The organism is Roseomonas nitratireducens, assembly GCF_017813355.1.
In the GTDB taxonomy this organism is placed as follows: domain Bacteria; phylum Pseudomonadota; class Alphaproteobacteria; order Acetobacterales; family Acetobacteraceae; genus Neoroseomonas; species Neoroseomonas nitratireducens.
The window spans coordinates 38,968-63,528 of the sequence record NZ_JAGIYZ010000008.1 but is presented as its reverse complement, the minus strand read 5'-3'; the positions used below and the strand labels follow the sequence as shown (position 1 = coordinate 63,528).

Genomic DNA, 24,561 nt, shown 5'->3' with positions numbered 1-24,561 from the left:
GTCACCGTCCCGGCGGCCCTTCAACGCGTCGCGGCGGCCCAGGCCTCGGCGATCTCGCCCCGACGCGCCACCCACACCCGGTCACCCAGGGCGGCAAGTCGCGCCAGCACACGGTCGAAGGCCGGAAACCGCCCCGGCCGCCCGCAGATGCGCAGGTGGTAGCCGATGTTGAGCAATCGCGGCCTGCCGGCCTCCGCCTCCGCCAGCAGCACATCGAGCGCATCGCCGACATACTCGACCATCTCCGCCGCGCGCACGAAGCCGTTAGGGTGGAAGAACTTCATGTCGTTGCTGTCGAGCGCATAGGGCAGCACCAGCAGCGCCGGATGATCCGGGTCGCGATAGGGCAGGTCGTCGTCGAAGGCGTTCGACACCCAGCCGAACCCGCGCTCGGCCAGCAATCCGCGCGTCCAGGCGCTTTCCGATCCGCGGCAGAAGAAGCCGCGCGGCCGCGCCCCCGTCGCCGCCGCGATGGTCTCGATGCAGCGGTCGAGGTCGTGCGCCTCCTCCGCCGCGGACGCGTAGTCGGCATGCGGGCGCCAGAGCCAGCCATGCGCGGCGGCCTCGTGCCCGCGCCGCGCGACCTCCGCCGCCAGGGCGGGGGCCCGCGCCACGGCGCGGCCGCACATCAGGAAGGTCGCCGGCAGCGCGTGCCGGTCGAGCGCATCGAGCATCCGCCACAGCCCCGCGCGCAGGCCATAGGCGAAGATCTGCTCCTGCCCCATGTCGCGCGTGCCGGGGGCGACGACGCTCATCACCTCCCCCATGCGTTCCGATTGCGGGTCGCCGTCGCCGACCTGCTGTTCGGCGCCCTCCTCGAAATTCACCACCACCGAGACGGCGAGCCGCGCGCCGTTCGGCCACCGCATCTCGGGCCAGGCGCCGCCATAGCCGATCAGGTCGCGTGTCATGCGCCCTGCTTCGCGCATCGCGGCGCGCGCGGCAATGTTGCGAGCCCGCGGGGCAGACCGCACAGCGAATAGGCAGTGCGCGCCGCATGCGCGACGCCCGCCCGCGCCACCGCCCGCCGAAACGTCGCTGGCACGGGCGTTGCGATACCTGCGCCATGCTGGATGATTCGCGCTCGGCCGGTTCGGCCCCGGACGCGGCGGCGCGCATGCGTGGCCACCGACTCGACATGGACGGCGTGCGCGTGCGCTACGGCCAGACCCTGGCCGTGCGCGACGTGACGCTGAGCGTCGAGCCGGGCGAGATGCTCGCCCTGCTCGGACCTTCGGGCTGCGGCAAGACCACGCTGCTGCGCACCGTCGCCGGCTTCATCCGCGCCGAGGCCGGCCGCGTGCTGGTCGACGGCGCGGCGATCGACCATCTGCCGCCGGGCCGGCGCGGCGTCGGCATCGTGTTCCAGTCCTACGCCCTGTTCCCGCACATGAGCGCGGCCGAGAACGTCGCCTATGGGCTCGAGGCGCGGCGCCTGCCCAGGGCCGAGATCGCCCGCAAGGTGGAAGCCGCGCTGGCCGCCGTGCGCATGGAAGGCTTCGCCGACCGCCGGCCGCGCGCGCTGTCCGGCGGGCAGCAGCAGCGCGTCGCGCTGGCCCGCGCGCTGGCGATCGAACCCTCGATCCTGCTGCTCGACGAGCCCTTCGCCGCGCTCGACCGCTCGCTCCGGCTCGACCTGCAGCTCGAGATCAAGCGCATCCAGCGCCGCTTCGGCGTCACCGCCGTGCTGGTCACGCACGACCAGGACGAGGCGATGAGCATGGCCGACCGCATGGCCGTGATGAATGCCGGCCAGGTCGAGCAGGTGGGCCCGCCGGCCGAGGTCTATGACCGCCCGGCCACCGCCTTCGTCGCGGGCTTCGTCGGCACCACCAACCGCCTGCCCGGCCGGATCGAGGCGCGGGACGGCACGGGATATCGCGTACGGCTCGATGCCGGCGCGACCTTCGCGGTCGAGACGACGCGCGGCTTCGACATCGGCGCGCGCGTCGTGCTCTGCGCACGGCCGGAGCAGCTGGCGCTGCGCGAGGGCGCGGAGGCGCCGGACGCCTTCCCCGCCAGGCTCCGCCAATCCCTGCCGCTCGGCCCCGCGCTGATCCACGACATCGAGGCCGGCGCGACGGAGCTGAAGCTGCACGCGGCCCGCCACGGCGCGCCGCCGACCCCCGGCACGGTGCGCGTGGCGCTGCGGCCGGATGCGACGCCGGCCCTCTTTCCCGAAGGAGACACGACATGACCGAGTTCCGCCGTCGCCACCTGCTGGGCGCCGCCCTGGCCGGCGCCGCCCTGCCCTGGGACGCGGCCCGCGCCCAGGCCGCCATGACCGCCGCCGTCTATCCCGGCGGCTGGGACGAGGCGCTGCGCGCCGTGCTCGCGCCCCGGCTGCGGGAACGGCACAACATCGGCGTCGCCTTCGAGCCGCTCTTCGCCGTCGACCAGATCGCCAAGGCGCGCGCGGCGCGCGGCAACCCGCCCTTCGACGTCTTCGTGCTCGACCCCGGCCCGCGCGTCTCGGGCATCGAGTTCGGGCTCTTCGAGGCCTTCGACCCGGCGAAGCTGACCAACCGCGCCCTGCTGCCGGACGGCTATGCGGATGCGCATGGCGCGGCGGTGGCGGCGCAGGTGGTCGGCATCGCCTACAACCCGACCAAGGTCGCCAAGCCGAAGGGCTGGGCGGACCTGTTCAAGCCGGAATACGTGCCGAAGCTGGGCCTGACGGGCTTCGGCACCACCTTCGGCACCATCTCGCTGATCGAGATGGCCAAGGCGCTCGGCGGGTCCGAGGCGAACATGGATCCGCTGTTCGCCGAACTGCGCCGCATCCGCCCGAACGTCGCCGCGGTCGGCCAGCCCGCCGCCATGCCGGGGATGTTCCAGCAGGGCCAGATCGACGTGATGTACACCAACACCTACACGGTCACGCTGCTGCGCTCCCGCGGGGTGAACATCGACTTCGCGGTGCCGGAGACCGGCGCCGCCGCCTTCGTGACGACGATGCACATCGCCAAGGGCAGCCGGAACCTCGATTCCGCGTACAAGTACATCGACGAGATGATCGCGACCCCGGTGCAGGCGGCGCTCGCCCAGGATCCGTACTTCTTCGTGCCGGTGAACAAGGACGTCACGCCGGGTGCGGACGTGCCGATGCGCTCGATCAGCGAGATCGGCAATTTCGTCACCCATGACTGGGCGCGGATCAACCCGGTGCGGGCGCAGTGGATCGCGCGCTTCAACCGCGAGATGGCGGGCTGACACGGCGATGGCGACGGGCAACGGCCCCTGGAAGCTTGCCCTGCCGCTGGCGCTCGCGCAGGTGCTGTTCTTCGTCGCCCCGCTGCTGCTGCTGGTCGCCACCTCCTTCGCGACGGACGAGAATCTTCGCGACTGGGGGATGCGCGGCTGGCGCGACGCGCTCGCCGACTCCTTCCACCTGCAATCGGTGCTGAACACGATGCGGCTCGGCGCGCTGACGGTGCTCGCCACCGCGCTGCTCGCCGTGCCGCTGGCGCTGGTGCACATGGCGGCGGGGCCGACGCTCCGGCGCATCATCCTGATGGCCGCGGTGCTGCCGCTGCTGACCTCCGTCGTCGTGCGCACCTTCGCCTGGATCGTCATCCTGGGGCGGGAAGGCGTGATCAACGCGACGCTGCTCGGCGCCGGCATCATCACCGCGCCGGTCGCGCTGCTGCAGACGGAACACGGGCTGATCCTGGCCCTGACGCAGATCGAGATGCCGTTGATGCTGTTGCCGCTGCTGGCGGCGCTGGCGCGGATCGACCCCGCCCTGCTCGACGCCTCGGCCTCGCTCGGCGGGTCGCTGGCGCGCACGCTGTGGAAGGTGGTGCTGCCCATGGCGATGCCGGGGCTGGTCGCCGGCGCGACGCTGGTCTTCGCCAGCGCATCCACCGCCTTCATCTCCCAGGGCGTGATCGGGGGCGGGCGGCTCAACTACCTGCCAGCGCTGGTCTGGCAGCAGGCCATGGTGGTGTTCGACTGGCCGCTTGCCGCCGCCCTCGCCATCACGCTGATGGCCTCGGTGCTGATGGTGGCCGGCGCGCTCTCCCTGCTCGGCTCGCGGGTGCGCCATGCATAGGTATTCGGGCGGCGACCGCCTGCTCGTGCTGCTGATCGTCGCGCTGGCGGGGATCGGCTTCCTGATCCTGGTCGGGCCGGTGCTGGTGGTGCTCGTCACCTCCTTCACCTCCTCCCGCGCGCTGCGCTTCCCGCCGCCGGGGCTGACCCTGCAATGGTACCGGGACCTGTTCGACCCGGTGCGCTCGGCGCAGATCCATGTGGCGGCGGGCAACAGCCTGCTGGTCGCAGCGCTGACCGCCATCGTCTCGACCGCCCTCGCCACCGCCGCGGCGCTGGCCATCGCGCGGTCCCGCGCGGGCTGGGCGCGCCTAGCCGAGGGCGGCTTCATGGCGCCGCTCGTCCTGCCGGGCATCGCCTTCGGCCTCGCGGCGCTGATGTTCTTCTCCTGGCTGCGGCTGCCGCCCTCCCTCGCGCTGCTGGTCGCGGGGCATGCCATGATCGCCGCGCCCTTCGCGCTGCGCACGGTGGGCGCGGCCGCGGCGGGGCTCGACCCGGCGCTGGAGGAAAGCAGCGCCGCGCTCGGCGCCGGGCCCTGGCGCACCTTCCGCCGGGTGACGCTGCCGCTGATCATGCCGGGCGTGGCCGCGGGCGCCTTCCTCGCCTTCGTCTCCTCGCTCGACAACGTGCCCGTCTCGCTGTTCCTCGCCTCGGCGCAGACGGACATGCTGCCGATCCGCCTGTGGGGCATGATGGAGACGGCGCTGGACGTCCGCGTCGCGGCGGCCTCTGGCGTGCTGGTCGCGGTTGCCTTCATCCTGCTGCTGGTGATGGACCGCGCCGTGGGCCTGGCGCGGCGCATGAGCGGATGACACGGCCCGGAGAGACGGCATGCCCTACGAAGTGACGCGCGACTTCATCGGCTACGGCGCGAATCCGCCCGACCCGCAATGGCCGGGCGGCGCCAAGGTCGCGGTGAATTTCGTCATGAACTACGAGGAAGGCTCCGAGCCCTCCTTCGAGCTCGGCGACGGCGTGACGGAGAACGGGCTGACCGAGGCGCATGGCCTCAACCAGGTGAAGTCCGGCCGCGACCTCGCCGCGGAAGGGATGTTCGAATACGGCTCCCGCGTCGGGGTGTGGCGCCTGATGCGCCTGTTCCAGGAACGCGGCCTGCCGATGACCGTCTTCGGCTGCGCGCTGGCGCTGGAACGCAACCCGGAAGCCGCCGCCGCCATCCGCGCCGCGGGCTACGACGTCTGCTCCCATGGCTGGCGCTGGGTGAAGCACTTCGAACTGAGCGAGGCGGAGGAGCGCGAGCACATCGCGAAGGCCGTCGCGAGCCTGGAGAAGACCGTCGGCCACCGCCCCGATGGCTGGTACTGCCGCTACGGACCCTCGGTGAACACCCGCCGCCTGGTCGCCGAGCATGGCGGCTTCCTCTACGACAGCGACTACTATGGTGAGGAACTGCCCTTCTACGTGCGCGTGGAAGGCAAGCCGCACCTCGTCGTGCCCTATTCGCTCGTGAACAACGACGGCAAGTACGCGGGCTGGATGGGCACCTCCGACCAGTGGTTCTCCTTCGTCCGCGACGCCTTCGACATGCTGTACGAGGAAGGCCAGAAGGGTCGGCCGAAGATGATGTCGATCGGGCTGCACATGCGCCTGATCGGCCATCCGGCGCGGGCGATGGGGCTGAAGCGGCTGCTCGACCACATCGGCAGCCGCAAGGATGTGTGGGTGGCGCGGCGCGTGGACATCGCGCGGCACTGGCTGAAGGTGCATCCCGCGCCGGCGGCGTGACGCCGATGCGCGCCGGGCGGCTCGCGCTCGGCCTCGCGCTCGGTGCCGCGGGGGGCGCGGCCTTCGCCGCGCTGTCGCTGCCGCTGCCCTGGCTGATCGGCGCGCTCGTCGCGGTGGCGGCGGCGCGGCTTTCGGGCCTGCCGGCGGAAGCATCCGCGCCGCTGCGCAATGGCTGCCTTGGCGTGATCGGCGTCGCGCTGGGGGCCTACTTCACGCCGGCGACGGCGGCGCTGATCGCGGCCAAGGCGCCGCTGCTGCTGGTCGCGGCGGCCATCACGCTCGCCTTCGGCGCGCTGCTCGCGCCGCCGCTCGCACGGCGCGCGAAGGTGGACATGGCGACGGCCTGGTTCTCCTCCATCCCCGGCGGCGTCGCCGATATGGCGATGCTCGCGCAAGCCTATGGCGGGCGGCCCGCCCATGTCGCACTCGCGCAATCGCTGCGCGTCTGCGCTGTGGTGGTGCTGGTGCCGAACCTGTTTGCGCTGGCGGGACTGCGCGGCGAGGTGCCGCAGATCTCCGCCCTGCTGCCCTTCCGCCCGATGTGGCTGCTGCCGCTGCTGCTGGTCGCCTGGGCGGCGGGGTGGCTGCTGGTCAGGGCGGGCGTGCGCGCGGGCTGGATGCTCGGGCCGCTCGCCGTCAGCGGCGGGCTGGCCGCGGCCGGCATCGCGCCGTCGGGCGTGCCGGGCTGGCTTTCGGCGGCGGCGCAGGTGGCGCTCGGCGCGAGCCTCGGCGCCGCCTTCGGGCGGGAGACGATCCGCCCGCTGCGCCGCTACCTGCCGCATGCGGTGGCGCAGGTGCTGCTGCTGATGGCGGCCTGCGGCGCGGCGGGCGTCGCGCTTGCCTGGATGTTCGGCGAATCCGCCGGCGCCATGCTGCTCGGCACCGCGCCCGGCGGCGTCGCGGAGATGAGCCTGACCGGCAAGGTGCTCGGCTTCGACGTGGCGCTGATCGTCACGCTGCACGTGACGCGGATCTTCCTCGTCACGCTGCTGACGCCGCCGGCCTTCCGGCTGCTGCACCGGCGCGGCGGCGGGGCCCCGCCCGGCCCGTGAACCGCGCCGCCGGCACGCGTCGGGGCACGCCGCCGGCATGTCGGATTTTCACTTCGTGAATGCGCGCGCCGGGCGACAAAAGGCGACTTTCATATGCCTGGGCATTCATCACCCGTTCAGTCAGCGCGGCAAATGATCCGCGCCGGAGACGGCATCGTCCGAGCCCGCGAAGGGGCCTGCACGCTGCCTTTCCCGGTCGCCAACTGGCGGCCGGCAAGGCTCAGACCCGCGCGCCCAACGTGACGCGCCGGCTGGCGCACCGGTGGTCGGGAACGACCGTCCGCCGGGTGAACATGTTGAGGAATCCCGGACCATGCTGGACTTCGTTGCGCGTATCCGACTGGCGCCCAAGCTGCTGGGCGCCGTCTTCCTTGTTGCCGCGATCGCGGGCGTGATCGGCTGGAAGAGCATCGACACGCTGAACCACCTGGAGGCGCTCGAAGACCGCCTCGGCGCCGCCAACGATCACAGCTTCGAAGGCGGGCGCGCGACGGGCAACCTGCTGTCCTACGCACGCGCCGTCGAATTCCTGCCGATCGAGCTTCCCGCCGCCGAACGCGCGGCCATGGAACGGACGGTGGCCGACGAACATGAACGGTTCCAGCGTCGCCTGAACGCGATCGGCCAGCGCCGGATCGACGGCGACGACGCCGACGTCGCCGCCATCCGCGCCGCGATCAGCCAGCACCGGGAGGTCGCGCGGCGCATCGAGTCCCTGTCCCGCGAGGGCCAGTTCGACGCCGCCGGGCGCCTGGCGCTGGAGTCCGCCAGCCAGATCGCCACCGCGCGCCGGCACCTGCGCGCCATCGAGGACCGCGCGATGCGCCTCGTCGAGCAGACCCGGGGCGCGATGGACGGCGCCTTCGACCAGACGCGCCTCGTCGCCTACATCATGCTCGGCGTCGCCCTGCCGATCGGCCTTATCGGCTCGGTGCTGCTCGTCCTGCTCGGCGTGGTCCGCCCGATGCTGCGCCTGACGGGCACGGTCGGCGAGCTGGCCGAGGGGCGGCTCGACGCCGAGGTCCCCGGCAAGGCGCGCGGCGACGAGATCGGCGGCCTCGCCCAGGCGGTGGAAGTGCTGCGCCACAACTCGCTGCGCGGCCGCGCGGCGGAGGCGGAGGGCGCCGCGCTGCGCGAGAAGGCCGAGGCCGAGCGCCGCGCCGCCACCCTCGCGCTGGCGGATGAGGTGGAGCGCTCCCTCGGCGGCGTGGCCGCGACGCTCGCCGCGGCGGCGACGCAGCTCGACGGCTCCGCCACGACCGTCGGCGCGACGGCGGAACACACCCGCGCCATCTCGGCAACGGCCGGCGAGGGCGCGGAGAAGGCCAGCGCCTCCGTCCAGACCGTCGCCGCGGCGGCCGAGGAGCTGACCGCGACGGTCAGCGAGATCTCCCGGCAGATCGTCGCCTCGAGCGAGGCGACGAGCGACGCGGCGGCGCAGGCCCGCGCCACCGACCAGACGGTGGGCGCGCTGGCCGACGGCGCGCGGCGCATCGAGGAAGTGGCCCGCATCATCGGCAGCATCGCCGGGCAGACCAACCTGCTCGCGCTGAACGCGACGATCGAGGCGGCGCGCGCGGGCGATGCCGGCAAGGGCTTCGCGGTGGTGGCGGGCGAGGTGAAGGCGCTCGCCGCCCAGACGGCGAAGGCGACCGAGGAGGTCAGCCGCCAGATCGCCGACATGCAGGGTGCGACGCGTGCCGCGATCGACGCCATCCAGGGCATCGCCGGGGCGGTGGAGCGCGCGAGCGGCATCGCCAGCGCCATCGCCGCCGCGGTCGAGGAACAGGGGGCGGCGACGCAGGAGATCGCCCGCGCGGCGGGCGAGGCTGCGCAGGGCACGCAGACCGTCTCGGGCGGCATCGAGCGCGTGGCGGATGCGGCATCCGAGGCCGCGCGCGCCATCGGCGAGGTGCGCGGCGCGAGCGGCGACGTCGCCCGGCAGGGCGAGGCGCTGCGCGGCGCGGTGGAGGAGCTGACGGCGCGGCTGCGCCGCCAGGCGGCCTGACCCGCCGCGTCAGGCGACAGGCCAGGGCGGCACGCCGATGATGTCGGCGTGCAGCCCGGCCAGCACGCCCCAGGCCGCGAGGCCCGCGGCGACGCGCCACGGCGGCAGGTTCACCCGCTGCCGCGGTGCCATCTCGGCCCATCGCGCGGCACCCCAGGCGCGGCGGCGGCGCCTGTCCAGGGCACGCATGCCCGCCAGCCCGAAGGCGGCGAAGCCGCCGAACATCAGCACATGCGCGAGGTCGCCATTGGGCGGCACATGCGCCCCGGCCCACAAGGTGACTGCCCAGAGCACCGGATGGCGCGTGAGGGCGAGCACGCCCGGCCGCGCCGGATCGTAGAGACAGGCCCGCGCGCCGCCGATCGAGAAGGGATTGGGGATGCCGGCGCCGAGCGCGAGCAGCACGCAGGCGACCGGCATCATCAGGTTCGGCACCCAGGCCTGCCAGGGCGCCCAGCCCCAGAGCGGCCAGGCCGGCGCACGACCCGCCGCGGCGACAAGCCAGGCGAGGATGGCGAGGGAGACGGCGCTGTAGGCAATGGCGAAGCGCGCCTCCCCCACCCGCCGGACCAGCGGGCCGCGCAGGGCGGGGCGCGCCGGCAGCACGTTGCTTGCCAGGAACAGCGCCCAGGCCAGGGCGTATTCGCCCCAGCCTTCCATCACGCGGGCCCGGCCAGCGGGCCGGTCGGGACCGCCGCGCTCATCCGCCGAAGCGCGGGAACAGCACGTTGTTCTCGAGGTGGATGTGCTCGACCAGGTCCGACGCGAACTTCGCGGTGCCGTTGTACAGCGCGCGCCAGGTGGTGCAGGCGCCTTCGGGCGGGAGGTGGTTGTTGGTGAGCGCCTCCAGCTCGCGCAGCCGCGCGCCGTGGTCGTCGTGGTCGTCGCGCATGATGCCGATGGGAACCGACAGCGTCGGGGCGCCGGCGCGCATCATCGGGAACAGGGCCTGTTCCTCCTTCATCATGTGCGCCTCCATCTCGAAGGCCATCCGTTCGAGCAGGACGGCGAGGCCCTGCGGTACGGCGGGATGGTCACGATGCACCGCCTCGACGCGGCGGGCCATGCGGGCGAGTTCGGGCAGTTCGCGCCGGTGCACGGCGTGGTAGCGCGCCAGGATGTGGTCGATCAGCGCCTCCGTCGCCTGCGGCGCGTCCTCGGTCTCGGGGGCGAGGGTGGCGAGCTCGGCCTCGATGTCCGGCAGCGCCGCGGCGGGCGCGGCATCGGCCAGCCGCGCGGCGCCGCCGCAGCAGAAATCCAGCTTGTGGCGGCGGAAGATGGCGGTCGCGCCGGGCAGGCTGGCGGCGATCTCGCCGATCGGGCGGGCGGCGAAGCCGGTTTCGGTGGCGGACATGCGGGGCGGTTCCCTTCGCGCTGCGGCCGGGGCCTGAATTGGCATTCCGGATACCAATTACCTTGTCCCGTAATTGTGGTATCGTCAATGCCAATTTCAGGAGACCGATCGTGCGCCTCCTCGCCTCGACCGATTTCGCGCTGCGCGTGCTGCTCCATCTCGGCGTCGACCCCGCCCGGCAGCAGAGCACGGAGGCGCTCGCCGCCGGCATCGGCGTGCCGCGCAACCACGTGCACAAGATCGTCCAGGACCTGGCCGAGGCAGGACTGGTGCGTACGCGGCGCGGCGCGCAGGGCGGCGTGCTGCTCGCCGTCGCGCCGGCGGAGATACGGCTCGGCCCCGTGGTGCGGCGGCTGGAGGCCGGGCAGGCGCTGGTCGAATGCTTCCGCGCCGATGGCGGCGCCTGCTGCATGGCGTCGGGCTGCCGACTGCGCGGGCATCTCGGCGCGGCGCGGGACGCCTTCCTCGCGACGCTCGACGCGGTGACGCTGGCCGACTGCCTCGGCGCGGGTCAGTAGGCCATCCAGCCGCCATCGACCATGAGGTTGTGGCCGGTCACGTAGGTCGCTTCCGCGCTGGCGAGGAACAGCGCCGCGCGCGCCACGTCGTCCGGCCGGCCGAGCCGCGGCATCGGCGTGCGCATGCGCGAATACTCCAGCGGGTCCGAACCCGGCCCGCCGAGCGGCTTGCCGGTCAGGATCCGCCCCGGCGCCACCGCGTTGCAGATGATGTGGTCCTTCGCGTGGTCCACCGCGATCTGGCGCGTCAGGTAGACCACCGCCGCCTTGCCGGTGCCGTAGGCGATCTTGCCCGGTGCGGCGACCATGCCGTGCTGGGAGGAGATGTTGACGATCCGCCCGCGCGCCTCGTCCACCACCGGCTGGGTCAGGAACTGCCGCACCGCCGCCTGGCAGCCGAGGAAGACGCCCTTGGCGTTGACCGCCATGACGTGGTCCCAGTCCTGCTCCGTGGTCTCGAGCAGCCCGGTGCCGGCGCCGAGCGTCGCGGCGTTGTTGACCATGATGTCGAGCCGGCCGAATTCCGCGACCGCCGCGGCGACCAGCGCATCGACATCGGCCTTGCGGGCGACGTCGCAGATACGGAAGCGCGCCGTGCCGCCGTCCCCGGCGATCACCTGGGCGGTGGGGGCGCCGCCTTCGCGCACCGCCTCCGTCAGGTCGCCGATCACCACCTTCGCGCCTTCGCGCGCGAAGAGCCGCGCGATCGCACGGCCGATGCCCGAGGCACCGCCGGTCACGATCGCGACCTTGTCCGCAAGCCGCATCCCGCCCGCTCCTCAGCCGTCGTCCGGGCGCATCCTACGGCAGCGTCCGGTCGGCGGGGATGCGGGAAAGGTCAGGCCGCGAGCGAGGGCCCCGCGTGGCGCGAGAGCGCCTCGTCCATCACCGCGACGGCGACGGCGCCGAGCAGGCGCTGCGCGACGTCGAGGCCGAGCAGCCCGGCCTCCTGCTCGAGCAGGCGCAGGCAATCGACGATCCCGGCCGCGCTCGGCAGCGGGCGCAGGTCGGAGGCATCGCGTGCGGCGGGGAAGTCGATGGCGTCGTAGGGCATGAAGGATCGTCCGCTTTTCAGGATGGACCGGCGCGCTGCGGCGCCGGCCTCGACGGGCGGAAAATCCCTTACCGGGCGCAGAACAACCAGTCGCGAAACCTCTCGAAGTGTCGGCGATGTCGCGCGACTTTCGCGCCCCGCGTCAGGCCGCGGGGCGGAAGCGCAGCGTGAAGCACGCCCCGCCATCGAGGTTCGCCGCCTCGATGTCGCCGCCCACGGCGCGCATCGCGGCATGGCAGATCGGCAGGCCGAGCCCGGTGCCCTTGCCCGGCGGCTTGGTCGTGAAGAAGGGCTCGAACAGGCGGTACATCACCGCCTCGGGGATGCCGCCGCCATTGTCGATGATCCGCAGGACGACGCCGGGTTCCTCGACCCGCCCGACGATGCGGATGCTGCCCGGCTCCTTGGCGTGGTCGTGGATGGCGTCGCGCGCGTTGAGCAGCAGGTTCACGATCGCCTGCTCGAAGGCGATCAGGCGGCCCATCACCGGCGGCAGGTCCGCGGGAAGGTCGATCGTCACCTCGATCGCGGCCTCGCGCAGCGCCGCGCGGGTCAGCACCATCGCGCCCTCGACCGCGTCAGCGAGGCTGACGGGTTCGGGATCCCCTTCCTCCTGCGGCCGGCCGAAGACGCGCAGGTGGTCGACGATGTCGCGCGCCCGGCGCCCCTGCACGCCGATGCGGTCGAGCCGCTGCAGGACTTCCGGCAGCGCGTCCACCCCGCGCCGCTGCAGCGCGCGCGCGGCGTTGTCGGCGGCGAGCGACATGACCGCGAGCGGCTGGTTGAGCTCATGCGCGAGGCCCGCCGCCATCTCGCCCAGCGTCGCCAGCCGGCCCGCGGCCTGCGCCTTCAGTTCTATGTCGCGTTCGGCGGTGATGTCGCGCAGGTAGCCGACCACCTCGGTCGATCCGTCGGGCATGGCCTCGACGACGCGCAGGTGCTCGCGCAGCATCACCACGGTGCCATCCGGCCGGCGCGCACGGAACTCCCGCGTGCCCTGGCCGTTGGCGACGGCCTGGCGCTTGAAGGCGCCGTGGTCCTCGACCGGCATGTCCTCGGCCAGGTGCGCCCATGGCTGCCGGTCGCCCAGCTGGTCGCGCCGCCAGCCGGTGATGCGCTCGAGGCTTTCGCTGACATGGGTCAGCGTGAAGCCACCCTCCAGGTCGACGCGGCCGCCGAAGACCACCGCGGGCAGCGCCGCCACGCGGCGCTCGAACAGGCGGTGCGCCTCGTCGGACAGGCGGCGCTCCGCCTCGACCCTGTCGACTTCCTGCCGCGCGGCGCGGCGTTCGCGCGCCAGGATCAGCACGATGCCGCCGGCGAGCACGGCAAGCACCACGGCGAAGGCGACCATGCGGGTGGAGGTGATGAGCGTCGATACTGCGCCCTCCACCGCGTTGCCGTCCAGCATCGCGACGACGGCGAGGTTCGTCCCCGGCAGGCGCCGCCAGCCGACGAAGGATTCGACGCGCCCTTCGTCCCGCCGCGTGAAGGACCCCGTCGGCCGGGTGGGAATGAGCCGCCGCAGCGGATCGCTGGTGGCGAGATCCTGGCCGATCGAGGCCTGCGGCGTCTCGCTGTGCGCGGCGATGGTGGTCTCGCCGCGCAGCAGCAGGGCCGCGTCGCCCGGCGTCGGCGTCAGTTCCGACAGCGCTTCCGACAGGCTGTAGAGGTCGAGGGAGACGACGACCACGCCGCCGAAGCGCCCGGCCTCGTCGCGCATCGGCTTGGTCAGCTGGATGGTCCAGCGGTTCGACACGCGCCCCAGCACCGGGGCGCTGACGAACATGTCCTGCATGCCCCGCGCGTGGACGAGGAAATGCTCCCGGTCCCCGAGATAGACGCGCGACTCGCGGCGGGAGATGCTGGACCAGTCCATCCAGCCATCGGCGCCGATCAGCGCCACCTGCACGAAGCCGAAGCTGCCCGAATTGGCGGTGGCGGCGATGTGGTCCTCGAGCGCGGCCGCGCCCTCGATGTTGCCCCGCTCGCGCAGCGTGAACCAGGCCTGGGCGAGGCGATGCAGCACGTCGGCCGCCTCGATGCGGCGGATCACGACCTGCTGCGCGACGCCGGCGGCGACCTCGGCGCGGGCGCGCGCCTCGCTGTCGCTGCGCGCGCGAACGCCGGCGACGAGGGATTCGCTGACCGCCACCGCCAGCGCGGTGAGTGCGAGCAGCAGCAGGATGAAGGCGCCCTGCCGCTGCAGCCACTGCATCGGAGCGGCGCGCGCGGCCGCCGCGACCGGGCCGTTGGGGTCATCGGTCATGCGAGGTGTCCGATCGCCATGCCATGGCCTGTCGCGATACCACGTCCGGCGCGGGGCGACGTGTCGCCGCCTGTCGTGGATTGTCGCCCGGGGACACCGGCGCGCGGCCCGTCAGGCCTTGGGGAAGGCGGTGAAGACGTAGCCGCGGTTGCGCACCGTCGCGATCGTGCGCTCACAGCCCGGACCGAGCTTCTGGCGGACATGCAGGACGAGGTTGTCGAGCGCGCGGTCGTCCGGGCGCCAGGGGCGGCCCAGCACGCGCTGCGTCAGCTCGTCGCGGTCGAGCGCGCGGCCGGCATGTTCGGCCAGCACCGCGACGAGGTCGAACTCGGCCGCGGTCAGCGGCACCTCGCTGCCATCCGGGCGCGTAAGGCGGCGTTCCCCGATGTTGAGCCGCCATTCGGCGGGCGTGGCGGCTTCCGGGGCGGCGCCGGCGCGGCGCAGATGGGCGCGGATGCGCGCCACGAGTTCCCGCCCCGAGGTCGGCTTCAGCAGGAAGTCGTCGGCGCCGATCTCGAGCGCGACGATGCGGTCGGCCTCGGCCCGGTTGCCGGTCAGGAACAGCACCGGCGCGGCGGTGAGCGCCCTGAGGCGCGGCAGCAGCGGCACGGTGTCGACCGTGCCGAGCCGCTGGTCCAGCAGCACGAGGTCCGGCTTGCCCGCGGCGAGTTCCGCCAGGGCCGCGTCCCAGGTCGTGGCGACCACCGGACGCATCCCGTAATCCGACAGCGTGTCGGCGATTTCCCGCGCCAGATCGAGGTCATCCTCGACCACCAGGATGACCCGGCCGGCGCTCTCGGCTCCGTTCAAGGCTTGCTCGCGCTCCGTGCAATCAGGGTCGCTTAGCATAGCAACCATTCATGGAAAGTTTCGACACGGTCCGGCCGAATGCGCCGGAACCGGTGACCGCACGCAAGAATATGACAAAAGCCGACAATTCGACAGGTGAACCTTTCGCGCCCCTTGCCTATCCGTTCGCCCCGCCGGGGGCGGCGAGCGTTGGGCATGGCGGGCACAAGCCCGCCCCCGTTGTGGAGATGGCATGAGCGAGACCGGCGCCGGGACACCCGCCCCCGCTCCCCTGGCGATTCTGATCGTCGATGACGAGGAGGAAGTCGCCCTCGAGATCGCGGACGGCCTGCGCTCGGACGGCTATGTCGTCGAGGTGGTCACGAGCGGCCGCGCGGCGCTCGACCGGATCGAACTGGCCCCCGGGCGCTTCGGCGTCGTCGTGACCGACATCCGCATGCCCGGCATGGACGGCGTCGCGCTCGCGCGCGACATTCTCGCCATGACGGATGAGACGCGCCGGCCGGAGGTCATCCTCGTCACCGGCCACGGTGTGCCGCGGGAGATCGCGCAGGCCCTGCCCTGCGACCGCGTCTGCGTCGTGCGCAAGCCGTTCCGCTGGAACGAGCTGATCGAGCCGCTGGAATCCGCGCATGCACGGGCCGCGGCGCGCATGGCCACAGGCGCATGACGGCCGCGCGCCTTCCGGCGGCCGACCCGGCCCCGGCGGCGCTCTCGGTCCTGGTCGTCGACGACGAGCGGGATCTCGCCGAGGAACTCGCCGACGGCCTGGCCGAGGCAGGGCTGCCCACGCGCATCGCCGGCTCGGCGGAGGAGGCGCTGCGCCTGCTCGCCGCCTCGCCCGAGATCGGCGTCATCGTCACCGACGTCCGCATGCCGGGCAGCGACGGCTTCTCCTTCGCGAGCCGCCTGGTGGCCGAGGCGCGGCCCGAGACGGCGCGGCGCGTCGTCATCATGACCGGCCAGTCGACGCTCGACGACGCCTCGGCGGCGCTGCGCGCCGGCGCCTTCGACTACCTGCGCAAGCCCTTCTCGCTCGACGACCTCGTGCTCATCGTCACCCGCGCGGCGGATTCCGCCGCGGCGGAACGCAAGGGGCACCAGGACGCGCAGCTCACCCGCGCAAGGCTGATGAAGGCGGAAGCCGAGACGGCGCGGATGCGGCGGCGCGACCAGGTGACCGGCCTGCCCAACGTGCAGGCGCTGCAGGAAGCGATCGTCGGGCTGGGCGACATGCGCGTCGCGCTGCTCATGATCCGGCTCGACGGCCTGCATGTGGTGACGGATGCGGGCTGGCGCGCGCTGCACGACCGGCTGCTCGCCGACGCGGCCAGCCGCTTCGCCGCCGTGGCCGGGCGCGAAAGACTCTATGCGCTGCACGACGCGGCGCATTTCGCCGTGCTGCTCGACGGCGCCTCGGCGCTGGAGGCCGAGGCGGTCGGCCGCGCGCTGCTCGCCGCGACGACGGAGCCGATGCGCGCCGGCGACCAGGCGCTCGCGCTCACCGCCTCGGTCGGGCTCGCGACGCGCGAGGGCGCGGGCACCGCGCCGCTCGATGTCTGCGCCCAGGTCGCCACGGCCGAGGCCGGGCGGCAGGGCAGCGGGCGGCTCGTCACCTATTCCGCGCGCATGCACAGCGACGCCGCGCGCCGCCTGCGCGTGACGCAGGACCTGCCGGCCGCCGCGGCCGCGGGGCACCTGTCCCTGATGTACCAGCCGCTGATGACGCCCGACCTGTCGGCGCTGCTCGGCTTCGAGGCGCTGATGCGCTGGACGCATCCCGTGCTCGGCCCGATCGGCCCGGGGGAATTCATCCCCGCCGCCGAGGAGAGCGGGGCGATCCTCGACATCGGCGTCTGGGCGCTGGAGGCCGCGGCGGCGCAGGCCGCGCGCTGGCGCAGCGGCACCCCTGACGCGCCCTATGTCTCGGTCAACCTGTCCGGCCGGCAGTTGCAGGAAGCCGACGTGACGGCGCTCGTCCTCGGCGCGCTGGATGGCGCGGACCTCCCGCCCCAGGCGCTGGTGATCGAGGTGACGGAGACGGTCGCGGCCGGCGCCGGCGCGCCCGGGATCCTGACCGCGCTGCGCGGGCGGGGCCTGCGCGTCGCGCTCGACGATTTCGGCTCGGGCTATACCTCGCTGTCGACGCTGCGCAGCCTGCCCGCGGACATCGTGAAGTTCGACCGCAGCCTGCTGCCCGCCGGGGCCGAGGATGCGCGCGGCGCGGCCTTCTTCACGCGCCTGATCCAGGCGGTGCAGGGCCTCGGCCTCGACATCGTGGCGGAAGGGATCGAGACCGCCGGGCAGCTCGCGCTCGCCGCGACGGCCGGCGTCTACGCGGTGCAGGGCTACGGCGTGGCGCGGCCGATGTCGGCCGATGCAGCGACGGCCCGGATCGCCGCCGCCACGCCGCGCTGAAGCAGTGTCCGCCCGGCCGCGTCCGGCTGGCCGGATGCCGCGCTAGGCGCGGCGCTGCCGCTCGCTCTCGGTCTTGAGCTGGCCGCAGGCGGCAAGGATGTCCCGCCCGCGCGGCCGGCGGATCGGGCTCGCATAGCCGGCATCGTTCACGATCTGCGCGAAGCGCTGGATCGCCTCGCTGGTCGAGGTCTTGTACGGGCTGCCCGGCCAGGGGTTGAACGGGATCAGGTTCACCTTGGCCGGGATGCCGCGGATCAGGCGCACCAGCTCGCGCGCCTCGGCCTCGCTGTCGTTCACGCCGCGCAGCATGACGTATTCGAAGGTGATGCGCCGCGCGTTGGACGCGCCGGGATAGCGGCGGCAGGCGGCGAGAAGGTCCTCGATCGGGTATTTCCGGTTCAGCGGCACGATCTCGTCGCGCAGTTCGTTCGTCACGGCGTGCAGCGAGACGGCCAGCCCGACGCCGAGTTCCGTCCCGCAGCGGTCCATCATCGGCACGACGCCGGAGGTGGACAGCGTGATGCGCCGGCGCGACAGGCCGATGCCCTCATGGTCCATCACGATGCGCAGCGCCTTGGCGACGTTCTCGTAGTTGTAGAGCGGCTCCCCCATGCCCATCACGACGATGTTGGACAGCAGCCGGGGCGCGCCGTCCTTGGGGGATGGCCATTCGCCGTAGGAATCCCGCGCCGCCATGAACTGGCCGACGATCTCGGCGGCGCCGAGGTTGCGCACCAGCTTCTGCGTGCCGGTGTGGCAGAAGCGGCAGGACAGGGTGCAGCCGACCTGGGTCGAGATGCAGACCGCGCCGCGATCCTCCTCGGCGGAGGGGATGTAGACCGTCTCGACCCGCTGGGCGTCGCGGAAGGCGAAGACCCATTTGCGCGTCGAATCGGCGCTGTCCTGCTGCGTCGCGACATCGGGCCGGCCGACGACGAAGCGTTCGGCGAGCTTCGCCTGCATCGGCTTGGCGATCGTCGTCATCGCGGCGAAGTCGGTCGCGCCCTGGTGGTAGATCCAGTGCCACAGCTGCTTGGCGCGGAAGGGCTTCTCCCCGATCGCGGCCATTTCGGCGACGAGTTCGTCGCGCGACAGCCCGACGAGGTCGCGCCGCCCGTCGGCCAGCGTCGCCGGCGGGGGTGCGAAAATCGCCGCCTTGGCGAGGATGCGCTCGCGCTCCGCCGCGGCGAGCCCGTCGGTCGCGGCGGCGTCGGTCATCGGCGCGAGGCCGGGCATTCCTGGCTGATCGCCTCATGCGCGGCGGAGAAGCCAGACAGGCTGAAGGTGTCCGTCGCCGTCCCGCGCCCGCCCGCCCGCGGACCGCGCGCCACCGCCTGGGCGCCGCCGCGGAAGGCGGCGACGGCGGCGCGGCCGTCATTGGCGAAGGCCGAATTGGCGTTGGTGTAGAAGGCGAGGTTGGTGTTGCCGATCGCGACCGTCACATTCGCGTTGCGCGGATAGGCATAGCCCGCCGTGATCGCGACCTGGTCGCGCCCCTGGGCACGATGCGTCACCGTCAGGATCACCCCGTCGCGCTGCGGGTCGGTGCGGGAGGCGCGGGTGAAGGCGTAGCAGACCTTCTGCCCGTTCTCCGTGTGGACGGCCGCCGTCCAGTCCTGGAAGTCGCCGAGCTTGCGCGGGCCCGGCTGCGCGGGCGCGGCCGGTCGCTGCTGCGCCAGGGCCGGCACGGCCAGAAGGGCGAGGAGGGCGGGAATCATGAGAACGGCTCGCATGGGACCCTAGATACGAAGCCCGGCCCTGCGGGGCAACCGCCGCCCGTCTGGCCCGGCGCGCGCGTCCGGCGTAACAGGCCGGCATGAGCGACCCCGCCGACGCCGCCCTCGCCGCCCAATACGAGGCCTACCCCTATCCGCAGCGCGACCCGCGCGACGAGGCGAAGCGCCTCGTCGTCGGCAGCCCGAGCCATCTGCGGGAGGTCGACCACTGGATCTTCGGCGCCCGCCGGCCCGCCGCGGCGCCGCTGCGCGCGCTCGTCGCCGGCGGCGGGTCGGGCGACGCGACCGTTATGATCGCCCAGCAGATGACCGACCTGGGGCGTTCCGGGACCGTGACATGGCTCGACCGTTCCGCCGGCGCGCGCAAGGTGGCGGGCGCGCGCGTCGCCGCGCGCGGGCTTTCGAACGTGGTGTTCGAGGAAGGCTCGATCCTCGACCTGCCGGGCAGCGGCCTCGGCCCCTTCGACTACATCGATTGCTGCGGCGTGCTGCACCACCTGCCCGACCCGCTGGCGGGGCTGAAGGCGCTCGTCTCGGTCCTCGCGCCCGGGGGCGGGCTGGGGCTGATGGTCTATGCGCCACACGGGCGGACCGGCGTCTACATGATGCAGGACGCGCTGCGGCTGGTCGCGCCGGCCGACCTGCCGCCGGCGCAGCGCGTCGAGATCGCCAAGCGGGTCTGGCGCCAGGCGCCGGAGACCGCCTGGCTGCGCCGAAATCCCTGGATCACGGACCATGTGCAGGGCGGCGATGCCGGGCTGTACGACCTGCTGCTGAACCCGCGCGACGTCGCCTTCACCGTCCCGCAATTCGCCGCCCTGCTCGCCGCCGCGGGGCTCGAGATCCGCTGCCTGGTCGAGCCGCTGCGCTACGACCCCGAGGCCTATTTCACCGACCCGAGGCTGCGCGAGCGCATCGCCGGGCTCGATGCCGTGCAGCGCGCCGCGCTGGCCGAGGCCGCCTGCGGCAACATGGGCATCCACATCGCCTATGTGGTGCGCGCCGGCGAAGCCCCGCCGCCCCCGCCCTGGGAGGATCCGGCCGCCGTGCCCGTGCTGCGCGAGCTCGACGGGGCGAAGGTCGCTGCGCAGATCCCGCCCGACGGCGTGCTGCGCATCGCCTTCGACGGGCTCAAGGTGCCGCTGGCCCTGCCGCGCCTCGCCGCGGCGATCCTCGCGCGGGTGGACGGGCGGCGCAGCATCGGCGCGATCGGCGACGAGCTGGCGGCCAACGGCGTCTCCCGCGAGGCCTTCGCGCGCGACATCGCGGCGCTCGCCCGGCAAATGGAGCGGGTGAACCGGATGCTGCTCGCCGCCCCCTGACCGCGCGGGTCCCGGTTCCGTCCGGGCGCCGAACGGGCCTAGTGTTCCCCCGACGGCCGCAGAGCCGAGGAGGACACGCCCATGATCACCCGACGCGCCCTTGCCGGCGCCGCCGGCGCGATGCTCGCCGCGCCCGCCGTCCGCGCCCAGCAGGGCTGGCCCGACAAGCCCATCCGCTACGTGATCGGCGGCGCGGCCGGCGGCGTCTCGGACATCTTCCTGCGCATGATGGAGAACCGGCTGCGCGAGCGGCTCGGCCAGCCCATGGTGATCGACCCGCGCCCCGGCGCCGGCGGCATGGTGGGGGCGGAGGTGACGGCGCGCGCCGCGGCCGATGGCTACACCTTCTACGTCAACCACATCGCCTCCCACGGCATCGGGCCGACGCTCTATCGCCGGCTGTCCTTCGACCCGCTGCGCGACCTGCCGGGGGTGGCGCGCATCGCCGCCATGCCGAACGTGCTGATCGTCAAGGGCGACGGGCCGGTGAAGACGGTCGCGGAGCTGATCGCCTTCTGCCGCGCCAATCCGGCGCGGGCGAATTTCTCCTCGGCCGGGTCGGGCACATCCTCCCACCTCTCGGGACTGCTGTTCGGGATGCGCACCGGCGTCGAGGTGACGCATGTGCCCTATCGCGGCACCGCGCCGTCCATGGCCGCCGTGCTGAACGGGGAGGTGCTGTTCGCGATCGACAACGCCCCAGCCTCGCGCCAGCAGGTGCTGGCGGGGATGCTGCGCGCGCTCGGCGTCTCGACCGCCAGGCGCGCCAGCACCATGCCGGAACTGGCGACGCTGCAGGAACAGGGCGTGCCGGATTTCGACGTGGCGTCCTGGTACGGCGTCGTCGCGCCGTCGGGCGTGCCCCAGGCGATCCGCGAGCGGCTGGGGGCGGAGATCGTCAACGCGCTGGAGGACCCCGCCATCGCCCAGCGCGTCCGCGACTACGGCGCCGAGCCCTGGCCGCTCGGCCCCGCCGCCTATGACGCCTTCATGCGGGAGGAAGTGGCGAAATGGGCGCCGGTGGTCCGTGCCTCCGGCGCGCAGATCGACTGAGGCCGGTGGTCGACCGCATCGACCGCCGGTAGGCCTGTTTTTTCGTGCCCTCGAAGGCCGGGCGCGAACTCCCAGGCTGTTTGGCTTCGCCGGGCAACCGGCGGGCCGCCTTCGCGGCCTCGGCACGAGGTTCAGCGCGCCCGCGCGGTCTCGAGGATCTCCCGGAACAGCCGCGCGGGCAGGCCGCCGCCGGCCACGCCGTCCATCGGCGTCGCGTCGTCGTTGCCGAGCCAGACGCCCATGACGAGCCCGCCGGCGATCCCGACGAACCAGGCGTCGCGATTGTCCTGCGTGGTGCCGGTCTTGCCCGCCACCGCGAGGCCCGGCACCGCCGCCGCGCGCCCGGTGCCGCGCGCGACCGTCGCGGCCATCATCCGGCGCATCGCCTCCGCCGCCTCGGGCGCCATCGCCTGCGCGCGCGGCGGCGCCGCCCAGGGGATGGCGCGCCCCTCCGCCAGCGCTTCCGCCACGCCATGCGGCGTGACGCGATGCCCGCCATTGCCGAAGGCGGCATAGGCGGCGACGAGGTCGAGCAGCGTCACCTCCGTGGTGCCAAGCGCGAGCGAGGCCTCCCGCGGGAAGGGCCCGGGCAGGCCGAGCCGCTGCGCCACCGCCGCCACCGGGCGCGGCCCGCCGGCGCGCTGCAGCAGGCGCACCGCGGCGGTGTTGACCGATTGCGCGAAGGCGTCCTCCAGCGTGATCTCCCCGCGCGGGCGCCAGGCGCCATTGCCGGGGGACCAGCCGCCGAGCGTGATCGGCCCGTCCGCGACCATGTCCTCCGGCCGGGCGCCGGCCTCGATCGCGGCGAGGAAGACGAAGGGCTTGAAGGCCGAGCCCGGCTGCCGCCGCGCCTGGGTCGCGCGGTTGAAGGGGCTGCTGCGGTAGTCCCGCCCGCCGGCCATGGCGCGCACGGCGCCGGTCTGCGCATCGAGCGCCACCACCGCGCCCTGCGCGACGCCCGCCGCGCGGCCGGGGCCGGCGAGCAGCGCGTCGATCCGCGCTTCCACCGCCGCCTGCAGCCGCGCATCGAGCGTGGTGCGCAGCAGCAGGTCGGCATGGCGCGGGGCGCGGTCGCCGATCGCGTCCCGCACCCAGTCGGCGAACCAGCCGGCGTCGCGCGACGGGGCGGGCGGGAAGCGCAGGCGCTCGGCTTCCTGCATCGCGGCCGCGGGGCTGAGCGCGCCGGTCTCGGCCATCGCCTCCAGCACCTCGGTCGCGCGCGCCACGGCGGCGGAGGGATTGACGCGCGGATTGAGCCGCGACGGCGCCTTGGGCAGGCCCGCGATGACCGCCGCCTGCCCCGCCGTCAGCCGCCGTGCCGAGACGCCGAAATACAGCCGCGCCGCCGCATCCACGCCGAAGGTCCCGGCGCCGAGATAGACGCGGTTGAGGTAGATGGTCAGCAGCTCGTCCTTGCTGAAGCGGTATTCGAGCCACAGCGCGAGCAGCGCTTCCTGCACCTTGCGCCGCAGGCTGCGTTCCGGCGTCAGGAACAGGTTCTTGGCCAATTGCTGCGTGAGGGTCGAGCCACCCTGCACGACGCGCCCGGCGGTGACGTTCGCCACCAGGGCGCGCGCCACGCCGACCAGGTCAAGCCCGCCATGGTCCCTGAAGCGGCGGTCCTCGATGGCGATGAAGGCGGCGGGCACATGCGCCGGCAGGTCGGCCAGGCGCAACGTCTCCCCATACAGGTCGCCGCTGGTCGCGAGCAGCGACCCGTCCGCGGCAGTCAGCGTGATGGAAGGGCGGCGCGTCGCCCCCAGCGCTTCTTCCGGCCGCGGCAGGTCCCAGGCGAACCAGAGCAGCGCGGCGAAGCCCGCCACCATGCCCCAGACGAGCAGGGAGATGCCCCAACGCAGCAGGCGCGGCGCCTGGCGGCGTCGCGCGGGGGCGGGGGGTGCGGGTCGTGCAGGGACGGCGGAGGGGGCACGCCGCGCCCGCGGCGCGACGGCACGGGGCATTGATCGCAGGCGTATCACGCCGCTCGATCCGGCGCGATGCCGTGTATCGGGTTCCGAGCGCCTTTCGGCCCGCGGCCCGGTGGTCTGGAGGGGCGGAGCCCCTCCAGGTGATGTCCTGGTCTGGAGGGGCGCCGCCCCGTCTTGTCCCGCGCCCCCGCCATGCCAAAGTCCGCTCCGCCGGCCGCCCGGCCAAGAACGCCCGCACCGCTTCACGTCCATCCGGGGATGTTTGCATGATCCGCACCACGCGCCGCGCGACGCTCGCCGCCGGCCTCACGCTTCCCTTCGCCGCGCGCGCCCAGGACTGGGCGCCGCGGGAGACGATCCGCCTGATCAACCCCTTCGCCCCCGGCGGGTCGCCCGACATCCTCGCGCGCGTCATGGCGCCGCACATGCAGGCCTTCCTCGGCCAGCCCATGGTGGTGGAGAACCGGCCCGGCGCGGGGGCCGCGGTCGGCACGCGTTCCGTCGCGCGCGCGGCGCCGGATGGGCATACGGTGCTGCTGGCGCCCATCTCCTCCGTCATCGCGCCCTTCATGATGCGCGACCCGGGCTACGCGCTGTCGGACTTCAAGCCGGTCTCGCTGCTGGCGACGACGCCCTTCGTGCTGGTGGCGCGGCCGGGGCTGTTCGCCGATGTGCGCGCCTGGGACACGGCCGTGCGCGCCAATCCCGGCCGCTTCTCGGCCGCGACGGGCGGGCCGGGCACGCCGCACCAGCTGGCCGCCGTGCTGTACCAGTCCATGCGCGGGGCGGACTTCACGCTGGTGAACTATCGCGGCACCGCGGCGGGCCTGACCGACATCCGCGCCGGGTCTGTCCAGTTCATGTTCGCCGACATGCCGGCCACGATGGGCCAAGTGCGCGACGGCGCGCTGCAGGCGCTGGCGGTGAACACGCCGCAGCGCGTGCCTGCCCTGCCCGACGTGCCGACCATGGCCGAGACCGTCGCCCCGGGCTTCGAGGCGAATTCCTGGGTGATGTGGTGGGTGCCCGCCGCGACCCCCGACGCGGTCGTGAACCGCCTGAACGCCGCGGCGCGGCACGCCCTGGCGCAGCCGGACGTGAAGGCGCGGGTCGCGGAAGTCGGCTTCGTCGGGACCGATGGCTCGGACGTCGCGACGGCCCAGGCGCATATGCGCACCGAGGCGGAGAAGTGGAGCGCGCTGATCCGGGCGAAGGGGCTGCGGTTCGACGAGTGAGGGCC

General features: G+C 73.5%; 24 protein-coding genes. 14 read left to right on the top strand and 10 right to left on the bottom strand.

The window, feature by feature from the left end; translation table 11 throughout:
• Positions 1–20: 20 nt before the first annotated feature.
• Positions 21–911 carry a polysaccharide deacetylase family protein gene (locus tag J5Y09_RS09945; RefSeq protein WP_245217002.1) on the bottom strand — a complete coding sequence of 297 codons (891 nt, stop codon included), beginning with the start codon at positions 909–911 and terminating at the stop codon, positions 21–23.
• 206 nt (positions 912–1,117) lie between these two features.
• On the opposite strand from J5Y09_RS09945, the gene J5Y09_RS09940 reads away from it, so the two are divergent.
• The 7 genes from J5Y09_RS09940 to J5Y09_RS09910 all read left to right on the top strand — a co-directional run bounded on the left by J5Y09_RS09940 (position 1,118) and on the right by J5Y09_RS09910 (position 8,859).
• Positions 1,118–2,197 carry an ABC transporter ATP-binding protein gene (locus J5Y09_RS09940; protein ID WP_209351608.1) on the top strand — a complete coding sequence of 360 codons (1,080 nt, stop codon included), beginning with the start codon at positions 1,118–1,120 and terminating at the stop codon, positions 2,195–2,197.
• Positions 2,194–3,213 (top strand): extracellular solute-binding protein, encoded by a 1,020-nt coding sequence (locus J5Y09_RS09935; RefSeq protein WP_209351607.1) that lies wholly within the window; start codon positions 2,194–2,196, stop codon positions 3,211–3,213. The genes J5Y09_RS09940 and J5Y09_RS09935 overlap by 4 nt, the downstream gene beginning before the upstream one ends.
• 7 nt (positions 3,214–3,220) lie before the next feature.
• Positions 3,221–4,054, top strand: a complete 834-nt coding sequence (locus tag J5Y09_RS09930) for an ABC transporter permease (protein ID WP_209351606.1) — start codon at positions 3,221–3,223, stop codon at positions 4,052–4,054.
• Positions 4,047–4,865, top strand: a complete 819-nt coding sequence (locus J5Y09_RS09925) for an ABC transporter permease (protein WP_209351605.1) — start codon at positions 4,047–4,049, stop codon at positions 4,863–4,865. Before J5Y09_RS09930 ends, J5Y09_RS09925 begins: the two co-directional genes overlap by 8 nt.
• 19 nt (positions 4,866–4,884) lie before the next feature.
• Positions 4,885–5,799: an allantoinase PuuE gene (locus J5Y09_RS09920; protein WP_209351604.1), complete on the top strand. Its 915-nt coding sequence runs from the start codon at positions 4,885–4,887 to the stop codon at positions 5,797–5,799.
• Positions 5,800–5,804: 5 nt separating this feature from the next.
• Positions 5,805–6,851 (top strand): AbrB family transcriptional regulator, encoded by a 1,047-nt coding sequence (locus J5Y09_RS09915; RefSeq protein ID WP_245217011.1) that lies wholly within the window; start codon positions 5,805–5,807, stop codon positions 6,849–6,851.
• Between the two features lie 313 nt (positions 6,852–7,164).
• Entirely contained in the window at positions 7,165–8,859 is a 1,695-nt protein-coding gene (locus J5Y09_RS09910; protein ID WP_209351602.1) for a methyl-accepting chemotaxis protein, read from the top strand.
• Positions 8,860–8,868: 9 nt separating this feature from the next.
• Here J5Y09_RS09910 and J5Y09_RS09905 read toward each other — a convergent pair whose 3' ends face one another.
• Both J5Y09_RS09905 and ytfE read right to left on the bottom strand, forming a co-directional pair.
• On the bottom strand, positions 8,869–9,519 hold the full coding sequence (locus tag J5Y09_RS09905) for an NnrU family protein (protein WP_209351601.1): 651 nt from the start codon (positions 9,517–9,519) through the stop codon (positions 8,869–8,871).
• Positions 9,520–9,559: 40 nt separating this feature from the next.
• Positions 9,560–10,213, bottom strand: a complete 654-nt coding sequence (gene ytfE / locus J5Y09_RS09900; protein WP_209351600.1) for an iron-sulfur cluster repair protein YtfE — start codon at positions 10,211–10,213, stop codon at positions 9,560–9,562.
• Positions 10,214–10,323: 110 nt separating this feature from the next.
• On the opposite strand from ytfE, the gene J5Y09_RS09895 reads away from it, so the two are divergent.
• The gene (locus J5Y09_RS09895; RefSeq protein WP_342451449.1) at positions 10,324–10,731 is read left to right on the top strand and encodes an RrF2 family transcriptional regulator; all 408 of its coding nucleotides are present in this window, start codon (positions 10,324–10,326) and stop codon (positions 10,729–10,731) included.
• Here the strand turns inward: J5Y09_RS09895 and J5Y09_RS09890 are convergent.
• From J5Y09_RS09890 to J5Y09_RS09875, 4 genes are all read right to left on the bottom strand, one after another.
• Positions 10,725–11,498: an SDR family NAD(P)-dependent oxidoreductase gene (locus J5Y09_RS09890; RefSeq protein WP_209351599.1), complete on the bottom strand. Its 774-nt coding sequence runs from the start codon at positions 11,496–11,498 to the stop codon at positions 10,725–10,727. The two genes, J5Y09_RS09895 and J5Y09_RS09890, sit on opposite strands and share 7 nt — an antisense overlap.
• 71 nt (positions 11,499–11,569) lie before the next feature.
• Positions 11,570–11,785 carry a hypothetical protein gene (locus J5Y09_RS09885; RefSeq protein WP_209351598.1) on the bottom strand — a complete coding sequence of 72 codons (216 nt, stop codon included), beginning with the start codon at positions 11,783–11,785 and terminating at the stop codon, positions 11,570–11,572.
• Between the two features lie 142 nt (positions 11,786–11,927).
• The gene (locus tag J5Y09_RS09880; RefSeq protein WP_209351597.1) at positions 11,928–14,054 is read right to left on the bottom strand and encodes an ATP-binding protein; all 2,127 of its coding nucleotides are present in this window, start codon (positions 14,052–14,054) and stop codon (positions 11,928–11,930) included.
• Between the two features lie 111 nt (positions 14,055–14,165).
• Positions 14,166–14,864 carry a response regulator transcription factor gene (locus J5Y09_RS09875; RefSeq protein ID WP_209351596.1) on the bottom strand — a complete coding sequence of 233 codons (699 nt, stop codon included), beginning with the start codon at positions 14,862–14,864 and terminating at the stop codon, positions 14,166–14,168.
• Between the two features lie 50 nt (positions 14,865–14,914).
• Between J5Y09_RS09875 and J5Y09_RS09870 the strand changes: the two genes are divergently transcribed.
• Genes J5Y09_RS09870 through J5Y09_RS09860 form a run of 3 tightly spaced genes read left to right on the top strand, consistent with a single transcriptional unit; the run spans position 14,915 to position 17,282 of the window.
• Positions 14,915–15,100 carry a hypothetical protein gene (locus tag J5Y09_RS09870; protein ID WP_209351595.1) on the top strand — a complete coding sequence of 62 codons (186 nt, stop codon included), beginning with the start codon at positions 14,915–14,917 and terminating at the stop codon, positions 15,098–15,100.
• On the top strand, positions 15,097–15,534 hold the full coding sequence (locus tag J5Y09_RS09865; RefSeq protein ID WP_209351594.1) for a response regulator: 438 nt from the start codon (positions 15,097–15,099) through the stop codon (positions 15,532–15,534). The genes J5Y09_RS09870 and J5Y09_RS09865 overlap by 4 nt, the downstream gene beginning before the upstream one ends.
• The gene (locus J5Y09_RS09860; protein WP_209351593.1) at positions 15,531–17,282 is read left to right on the top strand and encodes an EAL domain-containing protein; all 1,752 of its coding nucleotides are present in this window, start codon (positions 15,531–15,533) and stop codon (positions 17,280–17,282) included. Before J5Y09_RS09865 ends, J5Y09_RS09860 begins: the two co-directional genes overlap by 4 nt.
• Before the next feature lie 42 nt (positions 17,283–17,324).
• On the opposite strand, the gene rlmN is transcribed toward J5Y09_RS09860, so the two are convergent.
• Together rlmN and J5Y09_RS09850 are read right to left on the bottom strand one after the other, a co-directional pair.
• Positions 17,325–18,518 carry a dual-specificity RNA methyltransferase RlmN gene (gene rlmN, locus J5Y09_RS09855; RefSeq protein WP_408904054.1) on the bottom strand — a complete coding sequence of 398 codons (1,194 nt, stop codon included), beginning with the start codon at positions 18,516–18,518 and terminating at the stop codon, positions 17,325–17,327.
• Entirely contained in the window at positions 18,497–19,000 is a 504-nt protein-coding gene (locus J5Y09_RS09850; protein WP_209351592.1) for an invasion associated locus B family protein, read from the bottom strand. The genes rlmN and J5Y09_RS09850 overlap by 22 nt, the downstream gene beginning before the upstream one ends.
• A 98-nt stretch (positions 19,001–19,098) precedes the next feature.
• Here J5Y09_RS09850 and J5Y09_RS09845 point away from each other — a divergent pair, with 98 nt between their 5' ends.
• Both J5Y09_RS09845 and J5Y09_RS09840 read left to right on the top strand, forming a co-directional pair.
• Positions 19,099–20,340, top strand: a complete 1,242-nt coding sequence (locus J5Y09_RS09845) for a class I SAM-dependent methyltransferase (protein WP_209351591.1) — start codon at positions 19,099–19,101, stop codon at positions 20,338–20,340.
• An 81-nt stretch (positions 20,341–20,421) separates the two neighbouring features.
• Positions 20,422–21,393 (top strand): Bug family tripartite tricarboxylate transporter substrate binding protein, encoded by a 972-nt coding sequence (locus J5Y09_RS09840; protein WP_209351590.1) that lies wholly within the window; start codon positions 20,422–20,424, stop codon positions 21,391–21,393.
• Positions 21,394–21,524: 131 nt separating this feature from the next.
• Here J5Y09_RS09840 and J5Y09_RS09835 read toward each other — a convergent pair whose 3' ends face one another.
• On the bottom strand, positions 21,525–23,354 hold the full coding sequence (locus J5Y09_RS09835) for a transglycosylase domain-containing protein (protein ID WP_209351589.1): 1,830 nt from the start codon (positions 23,352–23,354) through the stop codon (positions 21,525–21,527).
• 233 nt (positions 23,355–23,587) lie between these two features.
• Here J5Y09_RS09835 and J5Y09_RS09830 point away from each other — a divergent pair, with 233 nt between their 5' ends.
• On the top strand, positions 23,588–24,556 hold the full coding sequence (locus J5Y09_RS09830; protein ID WP_209351588.1) for a Bug family tripartite tricarboxylate transporter substrate binding protein: 969 nt from the start codon (positions 23,588–23,590) through the stop codon (positions 24,554–24,556).
• Positions 24,557–24,561 lie beyond the last annotated feature (5 nt).